Annotated in this window: 17 protein-coding genes; 12 read left to right on the forward strand and 5 right to left on the reverse strand. The window is 59.2% G+C overall.

The genetic code is table 11. The features are described 5' to 3' along the window. Positions 1-2 precede the first annotated feature (2 nt). The 8 genes from murD to ftsZ all read left to right on the forward strand — a co-directional run bounded on the left by murD (position 3) and on the right by ftsZ (position 9,902). Positions 3-1,412 carry a UDP-N-acetylmuramoyl-L-alanine--D-glutamate ligase gene (gene murD, locus QK300_RS03230; RefSeq protein ID WP_281300442.1) on the forward strand — a complete coding sequence of 470 codons (1,410 nt, stop codon included), beginning with the start codon at positions 3-5 and terminating at the stop codon, positions 1,410-1,412. Next, positions 1,409-2,554: a putative lipid II flippase FtsW gene (gene ftsW, locus QK300_RS03235; RefSeq protein ID WP_281300441.1), complete on the forward strand. Its 1,146-nt coding sequence runs from the start codon at positions 1,409-1,411 to the stop codon at positions 2,552-2,554. Before murD ends, ftsW begins: the two co-directional genes overlap by 4 nt. Beyond that, on the forward strand, positions 2,551-3,693 hold the full coding sequence (murG, locus tag QK300_RS03240; protein ID WP_281300440.1) for an undecaprenyldiphospho-muramoylpentapeptide beta-N-acetylglucosaminyltransferase: 1,143 nt from the start codon (positions 2,551-2,553) through the stop codon (positions 3,691-3,693). The genes ftsW and murG overlap by 4 nt, the downstream gene beginning before the upstream one ends. Then, entirely contained in the window at positions 3,686-5,155 is a 1,470-nt protein-coding gene (gene murC / locus QK300_RS03245; RefSeq protein WP_281300439.1) for a UDP-N-acetylmuramate--L-alanine ligase, read from the forward strand. The genes murG and murC overlap by 8 nt, the downstream gene beginning before the upstream one ends. Next, the gene (murB, locus tag QK300_RS03250; protein WP_281300438.1) at positions 5,152-6,078 is read left to right on the forward strand and encodes a UDP-N-acetylmuramate dehydrogenase; all 927 of its coding nucleotides are present in this window, start codon (positions 5,152-5,154) and stop codon (positions 6,076-6,078) included. Before murC ends, murB begins: the two co-directional genes overlap by 4 nt. Continuing rightward, complete coding sequence (locus tag QK300_RS03255; RefSeq protein WP_281300437.1) at positions 6,075-6,887, forward strand: cell division protein FtsQ/DivIB; 813 nt, start codon at positions 6,075-6,077, stop codon at positions 6,885-6,887. The genes murB and QK300_RS03255 overlap by 4 nt, the downstream gene beginning before the upstream one ends. Next, positions 6,884-8,137: a cell division protein FtsA gene (gene ftsA, locus QK300_RS03260; protein WP_281300436.1), complete on the forward strand. Its 1,254-nt coding sequence runs from the start codon at positions 6,884-6,886 to the stop codon at positions 8,135-8,137. Before QK300_RS03255 ends, ftsA begins: the two co-directional genes overlap by 4 nt. Before the next feature lie 76 nt (positions 8,138-8,213). Beyond that, a complete protein-coding gene (ftsZ, locus tag QK300_RS03265; protein WP_281300435.1) occupies positions 8,214-9,902 on the forward strand; it encodes a cell division protein FtsZ in 1,689 nt (562 codons plus the stop codon). 189 nt (positions 9,903-10,091) lie between these two features. Here the strand turns inward: ftsZ and QK300_RS03270 are convergent, their stop codons facing one another. Next, a complete protein-coding gene (locus tag QK300_RS03270) occupies positions 10,092-10,511 on the reverse strand; it encodes a helix-turn-helix transcriptional regulator (RefSeq protein WP_281300434.1) in 420 nt (139 codons plus the stop codon). A gap of 281 nt (positions 10,512-10,792) precedes the next feature. Between QK300_RS03270 and QK300_RS03275 the strand changes: the two genes are divergently transcribed. From QK300_RS03275 to QK300_RS03290, 4 genes are all read left to right on the forward strand, one after another. Further along, the gene (locus QK300_RS03275) at positions 10,793-11,614 is read left to right on the forward strand and encodes an outer membrane protein assembly factor BamD (RefSeq protein ID WP_281300433.1); all 822 of its coding nucleotides are present in this window, start codon (positions 10,793-10,795) and stop codon (positions 11,612-11,614) included. A gap of 68 nt (positions 11,615-11,682) precedes the next feature. Then, positions 11,683-13,380 (forward strand): DNA repair protein RecN, encoded by a 1,698-nt coding sequence (gene recN / locus QK300_RS03280; protein WP_281300432.1) that lies wholly within the window; start codon positions 11,683-11,685, stop codon positions 13,378-13,380. A gap of 15 nt (positions 13,381-13,395) precedes the next feature. Then, on the forward strand, positions 13,396-15,486 hold the full coding sequence (gene ligA / locus QK300_RS03285; RefSeq protein WP_281300431.1) for an NAD-dependent DNA ligase LigA: 2,091 nt from the start codon (positions 13,396-13,398) through the stop codon (positions 15,484-15,486). Positions 15,487-15,633: 147 nt separating this feature from the next. Continuing rightward, complete coding sequence (locus QK300_RS03290) at positions 15,634-15,828, forward strand: hypothetical protein (protein WP_281300430.1); 195 nt, start codon at positions 15,634-15,636, stop codon at positions 15,826-15,828. Positions 15,829-15,845: 17 nt separating this feature from the next. Here the strand turns inward: QK300_RS03290 and QK300_RS03295 are convergent, their stop codons facing one another. From QK300_RS03295 to QK300_RS03310, 4 genes are all read right to left on the reverse strand, one after another. Then, a complete protein-coding gene (locus QK300_RS03295) occupies positions 15,846-16,778 on the reverse strand; it encodes a 50S ribosomal protein L11 methyltransferase (RefSeq protein ID WP_281300429.1) in 933 nt (310 codons plus the stop codon). Then, the gene (locus QK300_RS03300; protein ID WP_281300428.1) at positions 16,775-19,213 is read right to left on the reverse strand and encodes a UvrD-helicase domain-containing protein; all 2,439 of its coding nucleotides are present in this window, start codon (positions 19,211-19,213) and stop codon (positions 16,775-16,777) included. Before QK300_RS03300 ends, QK300_RS03295 begins: the two co-directional genes overlap by 4 nt. 76 nt (positions 19,214-19,289) lie before the next feature. After that, positions 19,290-21,086, reverse strand: coding sequence for a chloride channel protein (locus QK300_RS03305; RefSeq protein WP_281300427.1), 1,797 nt, complete (start codon positions 21,084-21,086; stop codon positions 19,290-19,292). 32 nt (positions 21,087-21,118) lie between these two features. Continuing rightward, on the reverse strand, positions 21,119-21,613 hold the full coding sequence (locus QK300_RS03310; RefSeq protein WP_281300426.1) for a pentapeptide repeat-containing protein: 495 nt from the start codon (positions 21,611-21,613) through the stop codon (positions 21,119-21,121). Positions 21,614-21,620: the final 7 nt, after the last annotated feature.

Genomic DNA, 21,620 nt, shown 5'->3' on the forward strand with positions numbered 1-21,620 from the left:
CGATGATCCCATTGCGCACATATGAAGGTAAAACCATCGGGGTTTTTGGATTGGCCCGCACCGGGCTTGCGGCGCTATCGGCGCTTTTCGCATCCAAAGCCCGGGTTTTGGCCTATGATGATGCGCTGGCGCACAATCCCGGTGATCTTCGGATGAAAAGCCTGCCGGTGCCCCTCAATAATCTTTATGAGGCGGATTTCAGCCAACTCGATGCCCTGATGCTGGCCCCCGGTGTGCCGCTCACCCATCCGGCCCCGCATCCGCTGGTTTTAAAGGCCCGTGCGGCCCATGTGCCGGTGATCGGCGATATCGAAATCTTTGCCAAAGCCCAAAGCGATCTGCCGCCCCATGGGCTGATCGCGGTCACCGGCACGAATGGCAAATCCACCACCGCCGCGCTTTTGTCGCACATGTTTGCCGCCTGTGGCCGCGATGTGGCCTTGGCGGGCAATATCGGCATCCCGGTTCTGGGCTTAGAGGCTTTGGATGCGGGCGGTGTTTATGTTTTCGAGATGTCATCCTTCCAGATCGATCTCACCCACAGCCTTGATGCCGATGTGGCGATCCTTTTGAATATCAGCCCCGATCATCTGGATCGCCATGGGGATATGGCGGGCTATGTGGCGGCGAAAGCGCGGTTGTTTATGATGCAGGGGCCGCAGCATCTGGCGGTGATTTCGGTGGATGATCCCTGGAGCGCAGAGCTTGCCCGGCGCCTGCCCCAAAGAACAGTGCCGATCTCGGTGCGCCAGCCCCTTGATGATGGGGTTTATGTGACGGATGGGGGCGATCTGATCGATGCCCGCTCCTTAGCCGAAGGGGCAAGGCTCATCGGCTCCTTGGGCGATCTTCCCACCTTGCGCGGGCGGCATAATTGGCAGAATGCGGCAGCGGCTTATGTGGCGGGGCTGGAATTGGGGCTGGATGCTGCCGGGATCATGGCATCTTTTGCCAGCTTTCCCGGCCTTGCCCATCGCTGCGAGCGGGTGGGCGTGGCCGATGATGTGGTTTATATCAATGATTCCAAAGCCACCAATATCGATGCCGCCGCCACGGCTCTGGCTGCTTTTGATCAGATCCGCTGGATTGCCGGGGGGCGGGCGAAATCCACCGATCTGGCGCCCTTGGAACCCTTTTTCGGCAGGATCAAAAAAGCCTATCTGCTGGGGGAAGCCGCCCCGGATTTTGCCAAAGCCCTTGATGGCAAGCTTGATCATGTGGTGTGCGGCACGATGGCGGCGGCGGTAGCAGCGGCCATTCATGATGCCCGCCCCGGCGAAACCGTGCTGCTGTCGCCGGCTTGTGCAAGCTTTGATCATTATCGCGATTTTGAAGCCCGGGGCGATGATTTTCGAGCCATCGTGCGGCGGCTTTTGCCTCATGTTACCGGCCCTGACGAGGTGCGGTCATGACCCTCCTTTCGCGCGCCGATGAAAGCCTGCTGGCCCGCTGGTGGTGGACCGTGGATCGCAAGCTTTTATTGATCCTTTTGAGCCTGTTATCGGCGGGGCTGATCTTAAGCTTCGGGGCATCGACCCCGGTTGCCGAACGCCTTCATCTGCCGATTTTCTATTTTGCCAAGCGCCAGCTCGTTTTCCTGCTGGCGGGGATCGCGATCATGATCGGGGTGTCGTTATTATCGCCACGGATGATCCGGCGCACCGGGATCATCATGTTTTTCATCAGCCTTATTCTGGTGATGCTCACTTTGATCATGGGGGCCGAATATAATGGGGCGAAGCGCTGGATCAGCCTTGGCAGTTTCAGCTTGCAACCATCGGAATTTTTAAAGCCATCCTTCATCATCCTGTCGGCGTGGCTTTGTGCCGGGGCGATGAATGATCAAAGCTTTCCCGGTCGGCGGATCGCTTTGGGGCTGTTTATCCTCAGCGCCGGGCTTTTGGTGGCGCAGCCCGATATGGGGCAAACGGTTCTTTTGGGGCTGATCTGGTCGATGCAGCTTGTGCTTGCGGGATTGCCGCTTTTTTGGATCGGGCTTTTGATCCTTGGCGGTTGCGCCGGGCTCGCGCTGGCTTATCTGCTGATCCCCCATGTGACATCGCGCATCGACCGGTTTTTCAATCCCGCGAGCGGCGATACCTATCAGATCGATACGGCCCTCAATGCCTTTCGGGCGGGCGGGCTTTTTGGTCGCGGGCCGGGGGAAGGGGCGGTGAAAAAGGTGCTGCCCGATGCCCATACCGATTATATTTTCGCGGTGGCGGGCGAAGAATTCGGCACCTTTGCCTGCCTGATTATTCTGGGGCTGTTCTCGGCCATCGTGCTGCGCAGCCTGATGCGCCTCACCGAAGAAGATGATCCCTTCACCATTCTGGCGGTGAGCGGGCTGATTGCCCTGTTCGGCTTGCAGGCGATGATCAATATCGGTGTCAATCTTGCCCTGCTGCCCGCCAAAGGCATGACCTTGCCGTTCATTTCCTATGGCGGATCATCGATGCTGGCCCTCACATGGGGGATGGGCATGGTGCTGGCCCTCACCCGGCAAAATCGGTTCGAGCGTCGCTCAAGCCTTGGTCCGGGGGTTTGGACATGAGCCCGGCCCGTTCATCATTGCGCAGAAAAGAGCCCTTGAAGGTGGCGATTGCCGCCGGGGGCACCGGGGGGCATATGATGCCCGCTTATGCCTTGGCTTTGGAACTGGCCAGACGCGGCCATGAAACAGTGCTTTTTTCCGATGCGCGGGGGGTGGATGTGCCCGGCATTTTCCGCAATCAGCAACCGGTTTTGCTGGAATGCGGGCGGATGACCGGGGGGATTATGATCCGCCTGCGGGCACTTTATCGGGTTATCGCCAATATCGGGGCGGCGCGGCGGGCCTTGCGCCATCATGCCCCGGATCTGGTGATCGGCTTTGGCGGCTATCCCGCTTTGTCGGCCCTGTTGGCGGCGCGCAGCCTTGGCATTGCTTTATGCCTCCATGAACAAAATGCCATTATGGGGCGGGTCAATCGGCTGATGGCGCGCTTTGCCTGTGTTGTTGCCTTGTCTTATGAACCCACGAAAAGGCTCAAGGCAGCAGGGCGCAAAAAGGCGGTGCTGACCGGCAATCCGGTCCGCGATCAGGTGGCGGCTTTGGCGCAAAAGCCTTTTCCGCCCCTTGATACCGATCATATGCTGCGGCTTTTGGTGGTGGGGGGCAGCCAGGGCGCGCGGGTTTTATCAGATAGGGTGCCTGATGCCCTGTCGCTTTTGCCGCCGCATTTAAAAAACAGATTGCAGGTGACCCAGCAATGCCGGGCTGAAGATATCGAACGGGTGCGCGGCCGCTATCAGGAGGCAGGCATTGCCGCCGAACTGGCCAGCTTCATCGAAGATCTGCCCGAGCGTTTATTCTGGTGCCATCTGGTCATTAGCCGGGCCGGGGCCACCACTTTGGCGGAATTAACGGCAGCCGGGCGACCGGCGATATTGGTGCCTTTGCCCGGGGCCACCGATGATCATCAAACCGCCAATGCCCATCATCTGGTGGAGGCAGGGGGCGCGTGGCTGATGCCGGAATCCGCATTGAGCGCCAAGGCGCTGGCCCGGCAGATCCAGAAGCTGGCCCTTGATCCCCCTTCCTTACGCAAAGCCGCCGCCGCTGCCAAAAGTCAGGGCGTGCCGGATGCCGCCCTGCGGCTTGCCGATCTGATCGAAACCACTGCTGCTCAAAAGGGAGAGCCTCATGAATAAGAACATTCCCTTTGATATCGGGCTCATCCATTTCATCGGCATTGGCGGGATCGGCATGTCGGGCATTGCCGAGGTGATGCATAATCTGGGCTATCAGGTGCAGGGCAGCGATATTGCCAGCAATGCCAATGTGGATCGCCTGCGCGCCTTTGGTATTGCCATTTTCATCGGCCATGATGCCGATCATCTGGGCGAGGCCGGTGTGGTTGTGGTGTCATCGGCAATCCGGGCCGATAATCCTGAATTGCGCGAAGCCCGCGAACGCCAGATCCCGGTGGTGCGGCGGGCGGAAATGCTGGCCGAACTGATGCGCCTTAAATGGTGCGTTTCGGTGGCGGGCACCCATGGCAAAACCACCACCACATCGCTTTGTGCGGCGGTACTGGATGCGGGCGGCTTTGATCCCACGGTGATCAATGGCGGGATCATCAATGCCTATGGCACCAATGCCCGTTTGGGTGAAGGCGATTGGATGGTGGTGGAAGCCGATGAATCCGATGGCACCTTTGTGAAGCTTCCGGCCACCTTGGCGGTTGTTACCAATATCGATCCGGAACATCTTGATTTCTATGGTGATTTCGATACCGAGCGGGCGGCTTTCCGCACCTTTGCCGAGAATATCCCCTTTTATGGTGCGGCGATCTTGTGCATCGATCATCCCGAGGTGCAATCCCTGATGGCGGCCATCAATGATCGGCGGATCATCACCTATGGCTTTTCAAAACAGGCGGATGTGCGGGCTATCGAGCTGAATTTCAGCGCGGGCGGGGCGGATTTCGCCGTGGAAATTGCTGATCGCCACAATGAAACGACACGCCGCATCCCGGATCTGCGCCTGCCGATGCCGGGGCATCATAATGTGCAAAATGCTTTGGCGGCGATTGCGGTGGGCCTTGAAATGGGGCTTGATGATGCCAGCCTGCGCCGGGCGCTGTCAGATTTTCGCGGGGTAAAGCGCCGCTTCAGTCTGATCGATGCGGTGGATGGCATCACCATCGTTGATGATTATGGCCATCATCCGGTTGAAATCGCCGCTGTCTTGGGCGCGGCCCGGCAGGCCTATGCCGGACGGATCGTGGCGGTGGTGCAGCCCCATCGCTATTCCCGGCTGCATAATCTGTTCGATGATTTCTGCACCTGTTTCAATCAGGCGGATCATGTGCTGGTCACCCCGGTTTATGAAGCCGGAGAAACCCCGATCGAGGGGGCCCATGCCGAAGATCTGGTGCGTGGATTGAAGGCGCATGGCCATCGTTCGGTGATGGCGGTGGCCGATGAGGCGGCCTTGGCGCCGATGCTGGCCGATCTTTTCGCCGATCAGCCCGCGCTATCGGGCCATCGCGATGAAGATCGGGAGGATGTGGTGATCTGCTTAGGCGCCGGATCGATCACCCGCTGGGCCCATGCGCTTCCCCAAAGCCTGCGGGCGGCTTTGGCTGATCGCCGGAGGACCAGCCCATGATGACCGCGCCGCAGGGGGATTTGATGGATCGCCTGCCGCAGGTTAGGGGCAGGTTGCAAAGCCATGTTTCTTTGGCCCGCTATAGCTGGTTTCGCACGGGCGGCCCGGCGGAGGTTTTTTATGAACCCGCCGATGAGGTCGATCTGTGCGCATTTCTGAAGGGCTTGCCCTCCGATGTGCCGCTGACCGTGTTGGGTTTGGGATCGAATATTCTGATCCGCGATGGCGGTATCGATGGGGTGGTGATCCGTTTGGGCAAATCCCTTGGGGATATCCGCTGCGATGGCGTGGATCTGGTGGCGGGCGCGGGGGCTTCTGATTTTGCGGTGGCCAATCTGGCCCGGGATCAGGGCGTGGCTGGCCTTGAATTTTTGCGTGGGGTGCCCGGCTCCATCGGTGGTTCGGTGCGGATGAATGCCGGGGCTTATGGCCGCAATATGGCCGATGTGCTGGTGGCGGCGCGGATCGCGGATCGCTTTGGCACGGTGCGGCAGGTTTTGGCCGCAGACCTGGGTTTCTCCTATCGCCATAGCGCTTTGCACGCGGGGGAAATCGTTTTATCCGCCCATCTGCGCGGGGTGCCCGGTGCCCCCGATGCGATAGCCCGGCGCATGGCCGAAATCTCTGCTGAACGCGATCTGGCCCAGCCCCTGCGCACCCGCACGGGCGGATCGAGTTTTAAAAATCCGCCGGGGGAAAAGGCATGGCGCCTGATCGATCAGGCCGGCTGCCGGGGTTTGACATTGGGCGGCGCGCAGATTTCTGAAAAACACACCAATTTCCTGATCAATACTGGAACGGCCAGTGCCGATGATCTGGAAAAGCTGGGGGAAGCGGTGCGCGCCCGGGTGAAAGCCATGTGCGGCATCGATCTGGAGTGGGAAATCCGCATCATCGGCAAAGCGGCAGGGGGGATGCGATGAGCCTGTCGCGCCCCATTTCGGCCCGCGTGAAGGCGATCGTCATGATCGGCTTGGGGCTGGCTGTTTTTCTGGCCTTGCACAGCTATGGCCCCCAATTGCAGAGCCAGATGATGCAGAATTTTGTGCGACTGCAAAATGATATGGGGCTGGTCATCAGATCGGTGGATGTGGAAGGCGCGGTTCATACCCCCGATAGCGCCCTGCAGGAAGCCTTGCGCGATGTGCATGGTCAAACCTTTGATGCCGTTTCTTTGGGTGCCTTGAAGGCCCGGCTGGAAGCCATCAGTTGGGTGCGTCGGGCCATGGTGGAACGCCGCCTGCCGGATCGGCTGGTTATTCATCTTGATGAGCGGGTGCCCTTCGCCCTGTGGCAGAAAGATCGCATTCTGGGGCTGGTGGATCGGGATGGCGTTGTTTTGAGTCATGATGATCTCGCCCGCTGGCGCGATCTGCCCCTGATCGTGGGGGACGGAGCCCCCCGTGCTGCCGGAGAGATTCTTGAGATCATCGCCCACACGCCCGAACTGGCCCGCCGGGTTGCGGCCCTTATCCGGGTGGGGGATCGCCGCTGGGATATCAAGATGAGCGATGGCATCCTGCTGCGCCTGCCCGCCGAACCGGGGCCTGATGATCGTCAGAATGGCTGGACGCCGGAACAGGCATGGCTGCGCTTTGCGGTGCTGGAAAAGCAATATGATCTGCTGAAGCGGGCGATCAGCCTTGTGGATTTGCGCCTCGAGGATCGTTTGGCGGTGCGGCTCGATGCCGAAGGCAGGCTTTTGGGTTTGGCCGAGGGGGAAAGCCTATGAGCGCCGACCGGCAGGGGCTGATCGCCGCCCTTGATGTGGGCAGCAGCAAGGTGGGGTGTTTCATCGCCCGGATGGACCCCCAACAGGGGCTTACGATTCTGGGGGTTGGCCATCGTTTATGTGTGGGGGTGAAGGGCGGTGCGGTCGTCGATATCATCGAAGCCGAGCGCGCCATCCGCGCCGCCGTGCAGCAGGCCGAGACGCTGGCCGGGGAAACGGTGGAATCGGTGATCGTGAGTTTCAGCGCCGGGCAATTGCACAGTCAGGTGATCGAAGTGGATGTGGCCATCGATGGCCATCGGGTGGAAGAGGCCGATATCGCCCGGGTGCTGGCCGAAGCCCGGGCCGCCATTGATCCCGGTGATCGGGTGGTGATCCATGCCTTTCCGGCCTGTTTTGGTATTGATGGCTCTTATGGCGTGCGGGCGCCGGTGGGGATGTATGGGGATCGTCTGGCGGTGACCATGCATGTGGTGTCGGCGGCGGCGGGGCCGGTGCGCAATCTGGAAAGCGCCATTCAGAAAGCGCATCTCACGGTCTCGCGCTTTGTGGCCGGGCCTTATGCATCGGGGCTTGCCACCCTTGTAGAGGATGAGCGCGATCTGGGCGCTGCGGTGGTGGATCTGGGGGCGGGGTCCACACAGATCGCGGTTTTTGCGGCGGGGGCGATGGTGCATCTGGATATCGTGCCTTTGGGTGCGGGCCATGTGACTCAGGATATCGCCCGGGGCCTCATCACCCCCCTTGATCATGCCGAGCGATTGAAAACCGTTCATGGCAATGCCATCCAATCGGCACAGGATGATCGTGAAGTGATCACGGTGCCGCAGATGGGCGAAACCGAATTCGATGAGGATGGGGCGAGCCAGATCAGCCGATCCGCCCTGACCGGGATCATTCAGCCCAGACTTGAGGAAATTCTTGAATTTGTGCGGGATCGTCTGGTGGCTTCGGGCTTTGAAGGCACCGGCGCGCGACGGGTGGTGCTGACGGGGGGCGGCGCACAGATGCCGGGCATCAGGGATCTGGCCCAAACCATTCTGGATAAGCAGGTGCGGATCGGCAAGCCGGTGCGGATTGCCGGATCGCCCGATGCCACATCCGGCCCGGCCTTTGCCACCTGCACAGGGCTGCTGTTGTTTTCAACACTGGCGCCAAGGGAAGCTTTGGAGATGCGAGCAGACCAAAGCCGGGCAGAGCCGCAGGGGCCATGGGCCCGCATGGGACGATGGTTGAAAGATAATTTTTGAAATCAGCGCGACCGGGCAGGGCAGGCCGGCGCACAATGCCCCGAAAGGGGAGCCATAGCAGGAAAGGAGAAGCCCAATGTCGATCGAACTGACAATGCCGGAATTGACCGAGCTTCAGCCACGGATCACCGTCATGGGGGTGGGTGGCGCTGGCGGCAATGCCGTCAATAACATGATCCGATCCGATCTTCAGGGCGTGAGCTTTGTGGTCGCCAATACCGATGCGCAATCCTTGTCCAACAGCCAGTGTGAAGCGCGCATTCAGCTTGGCGTTGAAAGCACGCGCGGCCTTGGGGCCGGATCGAAACCCGAAGTGGGCGAACGGGCGGCGGAAGAAACCCTGTCGCAGATCGAGCAATATCTCGATGGTTGCCATATGCTGTTTTTGGCGGCAGGCATGGGGGGCGGCACCGGCACCGGGGCGACGCCGGTGATTGCCCGGGCGGCCCGTGAGCGCGGTATTCTCACGGTTGGGGTGGTCACCAAACCCTTCAGCTTTGAAGGCAATCGGCGAATGAAATCGGCCGAAGCAGGGATCGCCGAACTGCAAAAGCATGTGGATACGCTGATCGTTATCCCCAATCAGAATCTGTTTCGCATCGCCACCGAAAAAACCACCTTCCAGGATGCCTTTGGCATGGCGGATGAGGTGCTGAATTCCGGCGTGCGGGGGATCACCGATCTGATGGTTATGCCCGGCCTGATCAATCTGGATTTCGCCGATGTGCGCACGGTGATGAGCGAAATGGGCAAGGCGATGATGGGCACCGGCGAAGCCGATGGCGAGCGCCGGGCCATCGATGCCGCCGAGGCCGCCATTTCCAATCCCCTGCTCGATGAAGTCTCCCTTAAAGGCGCCAAGGGGGTGATCATCAATATCACCGGCGGCATGGATCTCACCTTGTTCGAGGTGGACGAAGCGGCCCGGCATATCCGCGAGCAGGTGGATGAGGATGCCAATATCATCGTTGGCTCGGCCTTCAATGAAGCCCTGAATGGGCAGATCCGCGTTTCGGTGGTGGCCACTGGGATCGAAAGCGATGCCGCTCAGTTGGCCGTTGCTACGCCAGCTTCGGCGCATGTGGTTAATTTCTCGCGCCCGCAGCGCCAAGGGGGCGCGATGGGCACCGCCGCCTCAACCCAGCTTCGCCATGAAGGGGCGGCGGCCCGGGCCATCGAAGATCAAAACACCCCCCATGAAGACGAGGCGGTCCTGTTGGCGGCGGAAGAGATGGCGGCCGATGAAAGCCGGTCGCAGGTCGCCGATGATGCGCTGGTGTCCGAGCCGGAAATGGCAGCAAATGCCATGGATTGCGCGGAAGATCAGGCAGTCCTTAATGATGCCATGAATGCCTCGGAACCCGCGCCATTGGATGAGGATGTGTTTATCGCTCCGCCGCCACAGGTGCCTCATTCCCTGTCGGAACCCCATGGCACGCCCGATGTGTTCGCCCAGGCGGCTTTTGAAAATGGGGCACGGGAAAAGGCGCGGGATATCCCGGCCGAAGCGCCGCAATCCGATGAACCGCGCATGGAACGCGGGCGCGGGCTGTTTCGTCGGATGGCCGCCTTCGGCAGCCGTCAGCCTTCAGCCGATCAGGCGGATGGTGCGCCGGGCGGGGATGCTGGCGCTTTAAAGGATGGGGCAAAAGACGGAGAAAAAAGCCGCCTCGGCAGGCTTCAGCCCGAAGATCGCCCCGTGCCCAGCAAGCGCGGGGATGAACAGCTTGAAATCCCGGCTTTTTTGCGGCGTCAGATCAACTGATTCCGATCCGCTTTGATCCGTAAAGATCATAAAGGCCGCAGCCGTTTTTCATTGGCTGTGGCCTTTATCATGAACAGGCTTTTGGCCTAGAGCATTTTCCGATCAAAGTGGATCGGATAAAATGCTCTCAATATCTGTTTGACCGCGATTTCCTTGCCGCGTCGTGATCCCACTCCGCTCGAAATCGCTCTAACGCGGGCCATGGGGTTCGGTGCTGAGAATGCGCACCAATGAGCGGATGGAATTGCGCACCCGGGGATCGCGCAGGGCGTTGATCTCTTTCGCGGTTAGAACCACATCTTCCGATGTGATGGGCAGGGCCTGATGGCTTGTGGATTGATCGATGCTGGAGAAAAATTCTGCAACCTCAAGCCCCAGCGCCCGGGCCAGAATATAAAGGCGGCCAGCGGTGATTCGATTGGTGCCATTTTCATATTTCTGTACCTGCTGATAGGAAATGCCCAAAGCCTGCGCCAGTTCCTGCTGGGTTACCCCACGCTGCTGGCGCTTTGTCTTGATACAAAGCCCCACCTGATGATCAACACGATTGGCAAGGCTGGTCAGGTTGTTTTTATCCGATGGATCATCGTTTTTGTTCGCATGTCTCATGATCATGTCGTCCTCATACGCATAGAGCGGCTTTACAAGTTTATGGGGCCCCGGCCTTTTGTGCTTTGCGTAAAAAGCGCCCCGATGTTATGGCTATTTCAATTAAACATTTGCCCCGCGCTACGGTGCGATATGTTATAAGCGGGTGCACATAGCTGCCTGCGGGATGTTTAATATTACCAATGGTAGTGCAGCCAAGGTTATGACAACTCGGTGGATATGTATAGATGAGATTTTCAGGAAAAGACATTCAGCCAAAAAGTGTAGCCTTATGGATGCCCATGGCGCGTGCCTCCCGGCTTTCTCCCCCTCTGTTTCTGGTGGCGGGTTTGCTGCTGCTATTTGGGCTATCGGCTTGTTCCAGCAAAGATAAAGATACCTATGTCGCGCGCGATGTGGAAACGCTGTATAATCTTGGCTATATGAGCCTTGAGAAAAAGCGCTGGAAGTTAGCGGCGGGCGCTTTCGACGAGGTGGAACGCCAACACCCCTATTCCGTGTGGGCGCGCCAATCCCAGCTTATGGGTGCTTATGCGCTTTATATGGATGATGAATATGACAGCGCCATTCTGGCGGCTGAGCGGTTCCTCTCCTTGCATCCCGGTAATAGCCATGCCGCTTATGCCCATTATCTGATTGGCATCAGCTATTATGAGCAGATTTCCGATGTTTATCGCGATCAGCGGATCACCGAACAGGCGGCTCAGGCGCTCACCGAAGTGGTGCGGCGCTATCCTGAAAGCGAATATGCCCGCGATGCGGCTTTAAAGCTTGATCTGGTTTATGATCAATTGGCGGCCAAGGATATGGATGTGGGTCGCTTTTATCTGAAGCAGGAACAATATCTGGCGGCGATGGGTCGTTTTCAGCATGTGCTCGATGCCTTTGGCACCACCAGCCATGTGCCCGAAGCGCTGCACCGGATGGTGGAATGCTTTACCGCTTTGGGTGTAACCACAGAAGCTCAGAAATATGCTGCGGTGCTGGGCCATAATGCTCCCAATAGCCAATGGTACAAGCGTTCTTATGCCATGGTTACCGGCGAAGATCCCAATGTGCCTACAGAAAACCGCAGCTTTTTTGCCCGCATTTTCGGTAATTGAGCATGTTCCCCGGCCTTTGTTTCCTGTTGTCACCGGCCTGGAAATGGGCGCGTTAAGGGGCTGGGGTCATGCTGCTCAGCCTTGTCATTCGCGATATCGTGCTTATCGAGCACTTGGAGCTTGGTTTTAATGAAGGTTTGACCGTGCTGACCGGTGAAACCGGCGCGGGCAAATCGATCCTCCTTGATTCCTTAGGGCTGGCCATCGGTGCCCGGGCGGAAACGTCTTTGGTGCGCCAGGGCGCCAAACGCGGATCGGTCACCGCCAGCTTTGCGGTGCACGCATCCCATCCGGCCCGGCGTTATCTGGATGATCAGGATTTCATTCTTGAAGATGATCTATTGATCCTGCGCCGGGTGATCAATGCCGATGGCGGCAGCCGGGCTTTTGTCAATGATCAGCCCACTTCGGTGGCGGTATTGCGGGCTTTGGGCGATCTGCTGATCGAAGTGCATGGCCAGCATGATGATCGGGGCCTGCTTGATGCCGCCGGTCATCGCGATCTGCTCGATGCTTTTGGCGGCCATGGGGCGGTGTTGAAGGCTGTGGCGGCGTCTTATGATGCTTTGAGCCGGGCTGAAGCGGCCTTGTCGGATGCCGAAGCCCAACATGCCGCCTTGCGCGCGGATGAAGATTTTATGCGCCATGCCTTGGCCGAATTGCAAGCCTTGGCCCCCGAGCCGGGCGAGGAAGAGCGGCTGGCCATGGCCCGGGCACAGATGATGCAGGGCGAAAAGCTTGCGGTTTTATTGGCTGAAATCCGTGAAGAGCTATCAGCCGACAGTGGCTTTGAAGCCCAATTGCGCGGGGCCTTGCGGCGGCTGGAACGTCTTGATGTTGAGGCGCAGGCCCTATTGGAGCCGGTGCTGGCCCCCCTTAATCGGGCTGCTTTGGAAGCTGCCGAGGGCATGGCCGCCCTTGGTCGGGTTGAGGCGGATCTCGATTTTGATCCCCATTGGCTTGAACAAACCGAAGAGCGGCTGTTTGCTCTGCGGGCAGCGGGGCGCAAGCATAAATGCCCGCCCGATGATCTGCCCGATCTGCAAAACCGATTGGCGGCTGCAATCGCATCTCTTGATGATAATGCGCATGATCTGGCGGATCGCCGCCGGGCGCGGGATGCGGCCCGGGCCGATTTTGCTGATCAGGTGGCCGCCCTTCATGCTGCCCGCCGCGAAGCCGCTGCCCGGCTTGATCAGGCGGTGATGGCGGAATTGCCGCCCTTAAAGCTTGAAAAGGCCCGATTTCAAACCGAAATCACCGCGCTGGCCCCGGATCATTGGGCGCGCCATGGCGGCGATCATGTGGCCTTTGCCATTTCCACCAATCCCGGCGCGCCTTTCGGGCCTTTGATCAAGATCGCCTCCGGGGGCGAATTGGCACGCTTCATTCTGGCTTTGAAGGTGGCTTTGGCCAGCCGGATGAGCGCCGATAGCCTTGTTTTTGATGAGGTGGATCGTGGTATTGGCGGGGCCACCGCCGATGCCGTGGGCGAACGGCTGGCCCGGCTGGCGGCCCGGGCACAGGTGCTGGTGGTGACCCATTCCCCGCAGGTGGCGGCGCGGGGCGATACCCATTTCCAGATCAGCAAATCCGAGATCAGGGAATCTTTAGCGGGCACGGCGGACGACGGTCAGATGCGGACCGATGTGCGCGCCCTTGACCCCGAGAGCCGGCGCGAGGAAATCGCCCGGATGCTGTCTGGCGCGGCCATCACCGATGAGGCGCGGGCCGCCGCCAGCAGCCTGATGAAACGATCCGCCTGAAGAGATGCCCATCACATGACTGAAGACACCTACGCCCATATCCCGGTTGAAAAGCTGGATGAAAACCAGGCCCGGCATGAACTGGCGCGTCTGGCGGATGAGATCGCGCGCCATGATGTGCTTTATCACGAACATAGACCTGAGATAATAGATGCTGACTATGATGAGTTACGGAAGCGTAATGAAAAGATCGAGGCCCGCTTTCCCGATCTGATCCGCGATGATAGCCCCTCAAAGCGGGTTGGGGCGGCGCCATCAGATGCCTTTTCCAAAGTCATCCATGCCGTGCCCATGTTGTCATTGGCCAATGCCTTTGACAGCGGCGACATTGAGGATTTCATCGCCCGGATCCGCCGTTTTCTGATGTTCGATGCGGGCGATGCGCTGGTTTTTACCGGCGAGCCGAAGATCGATGGCTTATCGGCCAGCCTGCGCTATGAAGCTGGCGTTCTGGTGCAGGGGGCTACCCGGGGCGATGGCGCTGTGGGTGAGGATATTACCCGCAATGTTCATGAAATCACGGCCATCCCCAAAAAACTGCTAGGCGATCACATCCCTGAGATCCTTGAGATCCGGGGCGAAATCTATATGGGCAAGGCAGATTTTCTGGCCCTGAACGACCGGCAGATCAAAGAGGGGAAGCCCGCCTTTGCCAATCCGCGCAATGCGGCGGCGGGCTCCGTGCGGCAATTGGACCCGAGCGTGACCAAAGCCCGGCCTTTGGGCTTTTTCGCCTATGGCTGGGGCGAACTCTCCGATCGGCCCTTTGCCACCCAATCCGAGGCTTTGACGCAGTTTAAGGCCTGGGGCTTTGCGGTGTGCGAACAGAGCGAAACCCTGCCCGATCTCCAGGCGATCATGGCCCATTATGGGCGATTGGCGGCCCTGCGCGCCGATCTTGATTATGATATCGATGGCGTTGTCTATAAGGTGGATCGCCTTGATCTGCAAAGCCGTTTGGGCTTTATCAGCCGCAGCCCGCGCTGGGCGATTGCCTATAAATTCCCGGCGGAAGAAGCGCAAACCATCCTTTTGGCGGTGGAATGGCAGGTGGGGCGCACCGGGGCGCTGACCCCGGTGGCAAAGCTGCAACCGGTGACGGTGGGCGGTGTGATGGTCCGCAATGCCAGCCTTCATAATAGCGATGAAATCCAAAGATTGGGCCTGCGGATCGGGGATCGGGTCACGATCCAAAGGGCGGGGGATGTGATCCCCAAAGTCATCGCCGTGGTGGAGGGCGGCCCCCGCGATGAAACGCAGGCCATCCCCATCCCCACATATTGCCCGATCTGCCATGCCGAAGCCCGGCGCGAAGGCGATGATGTGGTGATCCGCTGCACCGGCGGATTGACCTGCCCCGCCCAAAGGGTGGAGCGATTGCGCCATTTCGTTTCCCGCGATGCGATGGATATCGAAGGCTTGGGAAAAAAGCAGATCAAGGCCTTTTTCGATGGGGGATTGATCGAAACCCCGGCGGATATTTATACGCTGGAAACCCGCAATGTAACCTTGAAGATCGAAGCCATGCCGGGCTGGGGCGCGCAATCGGCGGCCAATCTGTTTGCTGCCATCAAGGCGCGGCGCACGGTTGTTCTGGATCGCTTCATCTATGCCTTGGGCATTCATCATGTGGGGCAGAGCACGGCCCGGCTGCTGGCCCGCCATTGGCCGGATTTTGGCGATATGCGCAGCCTTTTGGAAGGCGAGCGGGCATCGGCCATGGAAGCCCTCATGACACTTGATGGCGTGGGGGAGAAAATGGCGACGGCAATCATCGATTTTTTCCATGAAAAGCATAATCAGGAGGTGATCGATGCTCTGCTCGCTCAGATTACGCTAGAGCTCCTGAAGGAACAGGCGGGCCACAGCCCGCTCAAGGGAAAGCTGCTGGTGTTCACGGGATCGCTGACCCAAATGAGCCGGGCGGAATGCAAGGCCCGGGCAGAAAGCCTGGGTGCGAAGGTGGTGGAGTCTGTATCTAAAAATACCGATCTGGTGATCGCCGGAACGGCTGCGGGCTCGAAATTGAAAAAGGCCCAAAGCTTGGGCATTGACATCAAGGATGAACAGGGTTGGCTCGATCTTTTAGAGGCGATTGCGCCCTAAGCTTTATGCCCTCATCGGGATGATGCCCCCCATGACATATGCGTTAAACGCATAGCTGAAATGCTTTGAATTGACCTACTCAAGGCCGGGACAAAGGCACATATGTGCGGTGCAACATCACAGTTTCACCCGATGAAAGGACCGCACATGTTTAACACCGTTTCTGAAAATGTCCGCCTTGTGGTCAATGGCCTGTTTGGCCGTTCCTATGGTTTTTTTGATTATCTGATCGAAAATGGCCAGTTGAGCGCGACCCCTTCGGCCGACATTCATCTGTTCGCAAAGCCCGCCAAAGCCGCCGTGCCCGTAAGCCCGGTGGTGATCGAACAGCAGGCCGCCTAAGCCCTTAACGTCAAAATCTATCTTGATTTTCTGAGCAGCAGGCTCGGCCAGTCGGCGATTTGCAGGCGGCCCTCCAACCGAAAACCCCGGGCGCGATAGGCCGCCAAAACGGCTTTTTCCTGCGATTGCAACAATCCCGCTAAAATCAATCGCCCGTCGGGGGCGATCCCCGCACTGATGGCGGCGGCCATGCTGATCAGGGGGCCTGCCAGAATATTGGCGGTCACCAGATCAAAGGGCCCCGCCCGGCGCAGGCTGCGATGCTTCATTCCCGGCGCGGTGATGACCTGAAGCCCATGCCCGGCGCGGCGATGCCGGGTTTGGCGCAGGTGATTGATCGCGCCATTCTCTGCTGCGGTGCGGCTGGCGATGGGATCGATATCGCTGGCCATCACCCCTTTGCGCCAAAGCTGCGCCATGGCCATCGCCAGAACCCCCGATCCACAGCCCAGATCAAGCAGGGCGCGGGGGTGGCCCGCTTGATTTCGGCGGCTGCGGCGGGCCAGTTGATCCAGCATCAAAAGGCAGCCTTTGGTGGTGGCATGCTGACCGGTGCCGAACGCCTGACCCGCTTCGATCTGCAGATTGATGCCAAAGGCCCGGCGTTTGGCGCGATCATGGCTGCCATGCACCAAAACTCGCCCGGCAATCACCGGCGCCAGCAGTTTCTGGCTTTCGCTCACCCAATCCCGATCTTCCAAAGCCTCGAGTACCAAGGGGCCGAGCCCCAAGCCTTCATCCTCGGCCCATTGGTTGAGCGTGGCCTCCAAGGATGCCGGATCGGGCTTTTTTTGCAGGCAGGCTTCAATCTGCCACAGGCGATCTTCGGTGATTTCAAAGGTGGAAAGGGTCGCTTCTTCATCAAAGGGAATGAGGGCATCCTCAAAAAGCCCTTCAATCGCGGCCACGGCATGGGGCGGGGCGGTGATCCATACTCTCCAGCCGCTCATGATGATGTCACAAAACTGTCGAGCACATGCTTTACCCCGGAATGTTCAAAATCGATGTGCAGCTTGTGGCCCGAAATCTCGATGATCTCGCCATAGCCGAATTTTTCGTGAAACACCCGCTCGCCTATGGTGAAGGCGGGTGCGGCAGCCTGATCGGCTGATGGATGGCCGGATTTTCGCGAGTTTATGCCCTGCAAGCCCATGCCCTGCAAGCCATGGGCCCGGCGCGAGGATCGGCGCACCCGGTCGCCCCGGCCATCCACATTTTGGCGCGCGCCATGGGCCTGCGCCCGCGCCCAGCCCGGCCCCCGGGCGGGTTCGGTATCATAGCCCTGAAAGCCGCCCCAGGCCTTGCCCCCGTCCCAGCTTTGATCCCCCACCATGCGCGGGGATCGCGATTGGCCATAAAGCCCCTGTTGCAGATGCTCTTCGATATGCTGGGGGTCGAGATCTTCGATGAAGCGGGATGGCAGGCTCGATTGCCACTGGCCAAAAATCTGGCGATTGGCGGCAAAAAGGATGATCGCGCGCTTTTTGGCGCGGGTGATCCCCACATAGCCAAGGCGGCGTTCTTCCTCAAGGGCGCTCAGCCCGCCTTCATCCATGGCGCGTTGATTGGGAAAAACCCCTTCTTCCCAGCCGGGCAGGAACACGGTGTCAAATTCCAGCCCCTTGGCGGCATGAAGGGTCATGATCGTCAGCTTTTCAAGGCCTGAAGCCTCCTGATTGTCCATCACCAGGCTGATATGTTCCAAAAATCCGTTGAGGCTGTCGAATTCGCGCATCGCCCCCACCAGTTCGCGCAGGTTTTCAAGGCGGCCGCTGGCATCGGGGGATTTATCCTTCTGCCACATCTCCACAATGCCCGATTCCTCCAAGATTAGTTCGGTCAGGCCCGGATGATCAAGCTGATCGATCTGTTCGCGCCAGCGCTTGAAATCCTCAAGGAAATGCGCCAGCGCCCGCCGCGCCTGTGGCCGCAGATCCTCGCTGCCGATAAGCTGAGCGGCGGCCCGGCTCATCGATGTGCCCTCGGCCCGGGCCAGCCGGTTGATCATCTGCAAGGCTGCCGTGCCCAGCCCGCGTTTGGGCAGATTGATGATGCGTTCAAAAGCCAGATCATCATCGGGCTGCACCAAAAGGCGCAGATAGGCAAGGGCATCGCGAATTTCCGCCCGCTCATAAAAGCGCGGCCCGCCGATCACCCGATAAGGAATGCCAAGGGTGATCATCCGCTCTTCAAATTCGCGGGTTTGAAAACCGGCGCGCACCAGGATGGCCATCTCCGATAAAGGGTCGCCCTGCCTTTGCCGATCTTCCACCAGATCGCCCACCGTGCGGGCTTCTTCATTGGCATCCCACAGCCCGCGCAGGTCGATCTTTTCGCCCGCGCCCGCCTCGGTCCACAGGCTTTTGCCAAGGCGCGATGCATTGGCGGCGATCAGGGATGAAGCGGCCCCCAGAATATGCCCGGTGGAGCGGTAATTCTGTTCCAGACGGATCACCTTGGCCCCCGGAAAATCCTGATCAAAGCGCAAGATATTGCCCACTTCCGCGCCACGCCAGCCATAGATGGATTGATCGTCATCGCCCACACAGCAGATATGCCGGGGCTCAGTCTCCGGCCTTTGCGCCAAAAGCCGCAGCCACAGATATTGCGCCACATTGGTATCCTGATACTCATCCACCAGCAAAAAGCGCGCGCGTCGCTGGATACTGGCCAGAATATCCCGATGATTTTGCATCAGGGTGATCATATGAAGGATCAGATCGCCAAAATCGCAGGCATTGATCTGTAAAAGCCGCTCCTGATATTGCCGGTAAAGGCTGAGGCCCTTGCCCTCGGCAAAGCTCATGGCTTCGGCTCGGGGTACGGTTTGTGGGGTGAGCGCCCGGTTTTTCCAGCGATCGATCAGCCCCGCCAAAAGCCGCGCGGGCCAGCGTTTTTCGTCGATATCCTCGGCCCGGATCAGTTGTTTGAGCAGGCGGATCTGATCATCGCTATCAAGGATGGTGAAATTGGATTTGAGCCCGGCGCGTTCGGCATAATGGCGCAGCCAGCGGGCAGAGATGGAATGAAAGGTGCCCAAAGCCATGCCTGCGGCCGGGCGGCCCAAAAGATGCTCCACCCGCTCACGCATTTCCCGGGCGGCTTTGTTGGTAAAGGTGACAGCCAGAATTTCCCCGGGATGGGCATGGCCGGTGGCGATCAGATGGGCAATGCGGGTGGTGAGCACGCGGGTTTTCCCGGTGCCGGCGCCAGCGAGCACCAGAACCGGCCCCAAAAGGCTTAAAACGGCATCGCGCTGGGCCGGATTGAGCCCCGAAAGCCATGGCGGCTCGCCAGCAGGATTGGCCCCAGAAGCGGCCCCAGAAGCGGCCCCGGTTCCACCAGACGGCGCATCATCTTGAAAATCAAATGGATCAGAATTCATGGATGGCTTTGTAATCATTTGCGGGGCTTTTGACTAGAGCGCATCGGCCTTATCCTTGCGGACCTGCGCCTTAAACTCAACCTTGGCCATGGCTGTGGAGCAGAGCACGGGTATAGGCTTTCAAAACATCCTCATGATGCAAAAGCCCGATCAGGATGCGATCATTGGGATCAGACAGCACCGGCAGGATCGGCTCGCCCGTCCGCTCCAAAAGCCCAAGGCTTTGTTCCAAACTATCAAAGGCATAAACCACCGCCGGATTGGCGCGCACAATCTCGGCTGCGCGCACCAGATGATCAAGCTCGGGATCAAAGGCTTCATCAGGCAGATCAGAGAGGGAGATGATGCCCAAAAGCGCCCCAGCATCATCGGTCACCATCAGCTTGCCGCCGCCCTGAGCCATCAGAACATGGCGAACCTCGAATATGCTGGCCTGGGGTTTGACGGAAATCACCTCCGTGCGCATCACTTCCTTGGTGCCGGTGGATTTCAGAAGATAGGATGCCTTGCCCGCTTCCAAACTCAGCCCCCGGCGCAAAAGCTGCTTCAGGAAAAAAGAGGGCGCATAGGAAAAATGGGTAATCATCGATGAAATGGCAGCGGCGACCATCACCGCCAAAGTCACCTCATAATCGCCGGTCATCTCGAAAATGATCAGCATGGTTGACATCGGTGCCCCTAAAATGGCCGAAGCAAAAGCCCCCATGCCCACCACCGCATAAACCCCGGGATCAGAGACCAGACCGGGAAAAGCCTGCGCGAGGCCGAGGCCAAAAGCTCCCCCCAGCATGGCCCCGATGAACAGGGATGGGGAAAAAACCCCGGTGCCGAAACCGGCAGCAAAGCACAGGGCCGTGAGCAGGATTTTGCCCCCCAAAAGCACCAGCAGGATAGTGAGTTCATAGCTGCCTTTGAGCGCCAGATCGGCCCCTTCATAGCCCACGCCGATGATTTCGGGCAGCCAGATCGCCACCATCCCCACACAAAGCCCGGCCAAGGGCGGCAAGCTCCATTCGGGGAGGGTTTTCCGAGGGCGGGAAAGCAGCGCCTGCCGGGCATCGGTCATTTTAAAGATGAGAAACATGAAGAGGATGGCCACAAGCGCCGAGACGATCCCCAAAACCCCGAAGGCGGGAAATTCCCACAAAGACATGATCTGCAGATCGGGCAAGGTGAAGGCGGGGGTATTACCCAGATGGATGCGCGAGACCACGGTGCCCGCCACACCGGCCAGAACAATGGGCGCAAAGGCATGAAGGGCATAATGGCCGACCACCACTTCCAAAGCAAACAGCACGCCCGCAATCGGCGCATTGAACGAAGCCGCAACACCGCTGGCCACCCCACAGCCGATAAGGGTGCGGGTGATGGCCGGGGTGAGATGCAGGCGATCCCCAATGAATGCAGCCAAAGCCGCTGCCAGATGCACCACCGGGCCTTCGCGCCCCACCGATGCGCCAAAGCCCAAAGCCGTGGCATTGGAAAAGGCATTGGCAAGGGCGGATCGGATGGGCATCCGGCCATCGCGCAGGGCCACCGCTTCAATCACCTCCGCCACCCCCAGCGGGCGTTTTTCGGGCATCAGAAAGCGCAAAAGCCCGGCCACCAGAAACCCTCCGGCCACGGGGATCAGCATGATCTGCCACCATGGCATCAAGGCCAGCCCGCTGATCAGATGATCGCCATCGGCGCCATAAAGGGTAAGGCTCCAGCCATTGATCAAAAGCCGAAAGCCAATCGCCCCATAGCCTGCGAGAATACCGGTGAGCAAAGCGAGGAGAAACAGGATGGAATGATCAAAGCGCAGCCGTCCCAAAAGGCGCTTTGCGCCGCCGCGCAGCTTCAGGATCGATCGTTTTTGGGACCATTTCATCCGAAACCTCATGGATCGGCGGAAAGAAGCCGTTATTTGCAGCGACCAATCGAGCCTTCGGCGCAGCGGGTGGTGCCATCCACCCACAGGCTTTCGGAAAAATCGGTTTGATAAAGATCGGCCCCATCGAGCCGGGCCCCGCTCAAATCAGCCCCGCGCAGGATGGTTTGATAAAGGCGCGCCCCCCTGAGATCGGCCCCGCTTAAATCGGCTTTGCTCAGATCCGCCTTGGTGAAATCGGCATTGGCAAGGTTCGCCCCATCAAGCCGCACCCCCAGCATGATCGCGGAAACGAATTTGGCATTGCGGGCATCCACATCGCTCATCACCGCCCCGGTGAAATTGGAGCGCGTAAAGGTGCTTTCCCGCAGGATGGCATTTTTAATATCCACCTCCTGATATTGGCTGCCGGTCATGAAGCATCGGATCCATGAAGCCCCGGGCCGGGCGGCATCGGTGCATCCCGCATGAACCGGAGCGGCCAATAGCAGGAACAGGAGGACGATAAGATATTTGATGAAGGGCATAATCAAT

This window comes from Iodidimonas sp. MBR-22, from assembly GCF_029946565.1.
Classification (GTDB): Bacteria; Pseudomonadota; Alphaproteobacteria; order Sphingomonadales; family Rhodothalassiaceae; genus Iodidimonas; species Iodidimonas nitroreducens.

Excerpts from the sequence above, each read along its gene's own strand:
- murD (WP_281300442.1), top strand. The coding sequence starts at position 3 with ATGATCCCATTGCGCACATATGAAGGTAAAACCATCGGGGTTTTTGGA.
- QK300_RS03295 (WP_281300429.1), bottom strand. The coding sequence starts at position 16,778 with ATGAGCGGCTGGAGAGTATGGATCACCGCCCCGCCCCATGCCGTGGCC.
- murG (WP_281300440.1), top strand. The coding sequence starts at position 2,551 with ATGAGCCCGGCCCGTTCATCATTGCGCAGAAAAGAGCCCTTGAAGGTG.
- QK300_RS03310 (WP_281300426.1), bottom strand. The coding sequence starts at position 21,613 with ATGCCCTTCATCAAATATCTTATCGTCCTCCTGTTCCTGCTATTGGCC.
- QK300_RS03305 (WP_281300427.1), bottom strand. The coding sequence starts at position 21,086 with ATGAAATGGTCCCAAAAACGATCGATCCTGAAGCTGCGCGGCGGCGCA.
- murB (WP_281300438.1), top strand. The coding sequence starts at position 5,152 with ATGATGACCGCGCCGCAGGGGGATTTGATGGATCGCCTGCCGCAGGTT.
- QK300_RS03290 (WP_281300430.1), top strand. The coding sequence starts at position 15,634 with ATGTTTAACACCGTTTCTGAAAATGTCCGCCTTGTGGTCAATGGCCTG.
- QK300_RS03300 (WP_281300428.1), bottom strand. The coding sequence starts at position 19,213 with ATGAATTCTGATCCATTTGATTTTCAAGATGATGCGCCGTCTGGTGGA.
- murC (WP_281300439.1), top strand. The coding sequence starts at position 3,686 with ATGAATAAGAACATTCCCTTTGATATCGGGCTCATCCATTTCATCGGC.
- QK300_RS03270 (WP_281300434.1), bottom strand. The coding sequence starts at position 10,511 with ATGAGACATGCGAACAAAAACGATGATCCATCGGATAAAAACAACCTG.
- QK300_RS03255 (WP_281300437.1), top strand. The coding sequence starts at position 6,075 with ATGAGCCTGTCGCGCCCCATTTCGGCCCGCGTGAAGGCGATCGTCATG.
- ftsW (WP_281300441.1), top strand. The coding sequence starts at position 1,409 with ATGACCCTCCTTTCGCGCGCCGATGAAAGCCTGCTGGCCCGCTGGTGG.
- ftsZ (WP_281300435.1), top strand. The coding sequence starts at position 8,214 with ATGTCGATCGAACTGACAATGCCGGAATTGACCGAGCTTCAGCCACGG.
- ftsA (WP_281300436.1), top strand. The coding sequence starts at position 6,884 with ATGAGCGCCGACCGGCAGGGGCTGATCGCCGCCCTTGATGTGGGCAGC.
- QK300_RS03275 (WP_281300433.1), top strand. The coding sequence starts at position 10,793 with ATGGCGCGTGCCTCCCGGCTTTCTCCCCCTCTGTTTCTGGTGGCGGGT.
- recN (WP_281300432.1), top strand. The coding sequence starts at position 11,683 with ATGCTGCTCAGCCTTGTCATTCGCGATATCGTGCTTATCGAGCACTTG.
- ligA (WP_281300431.1), top strand. The coding sequence starts at position 13,396 with ATGACTGAAGACACCTACGCCCATATCCCGGTTGAAAAGCTGGATGAA.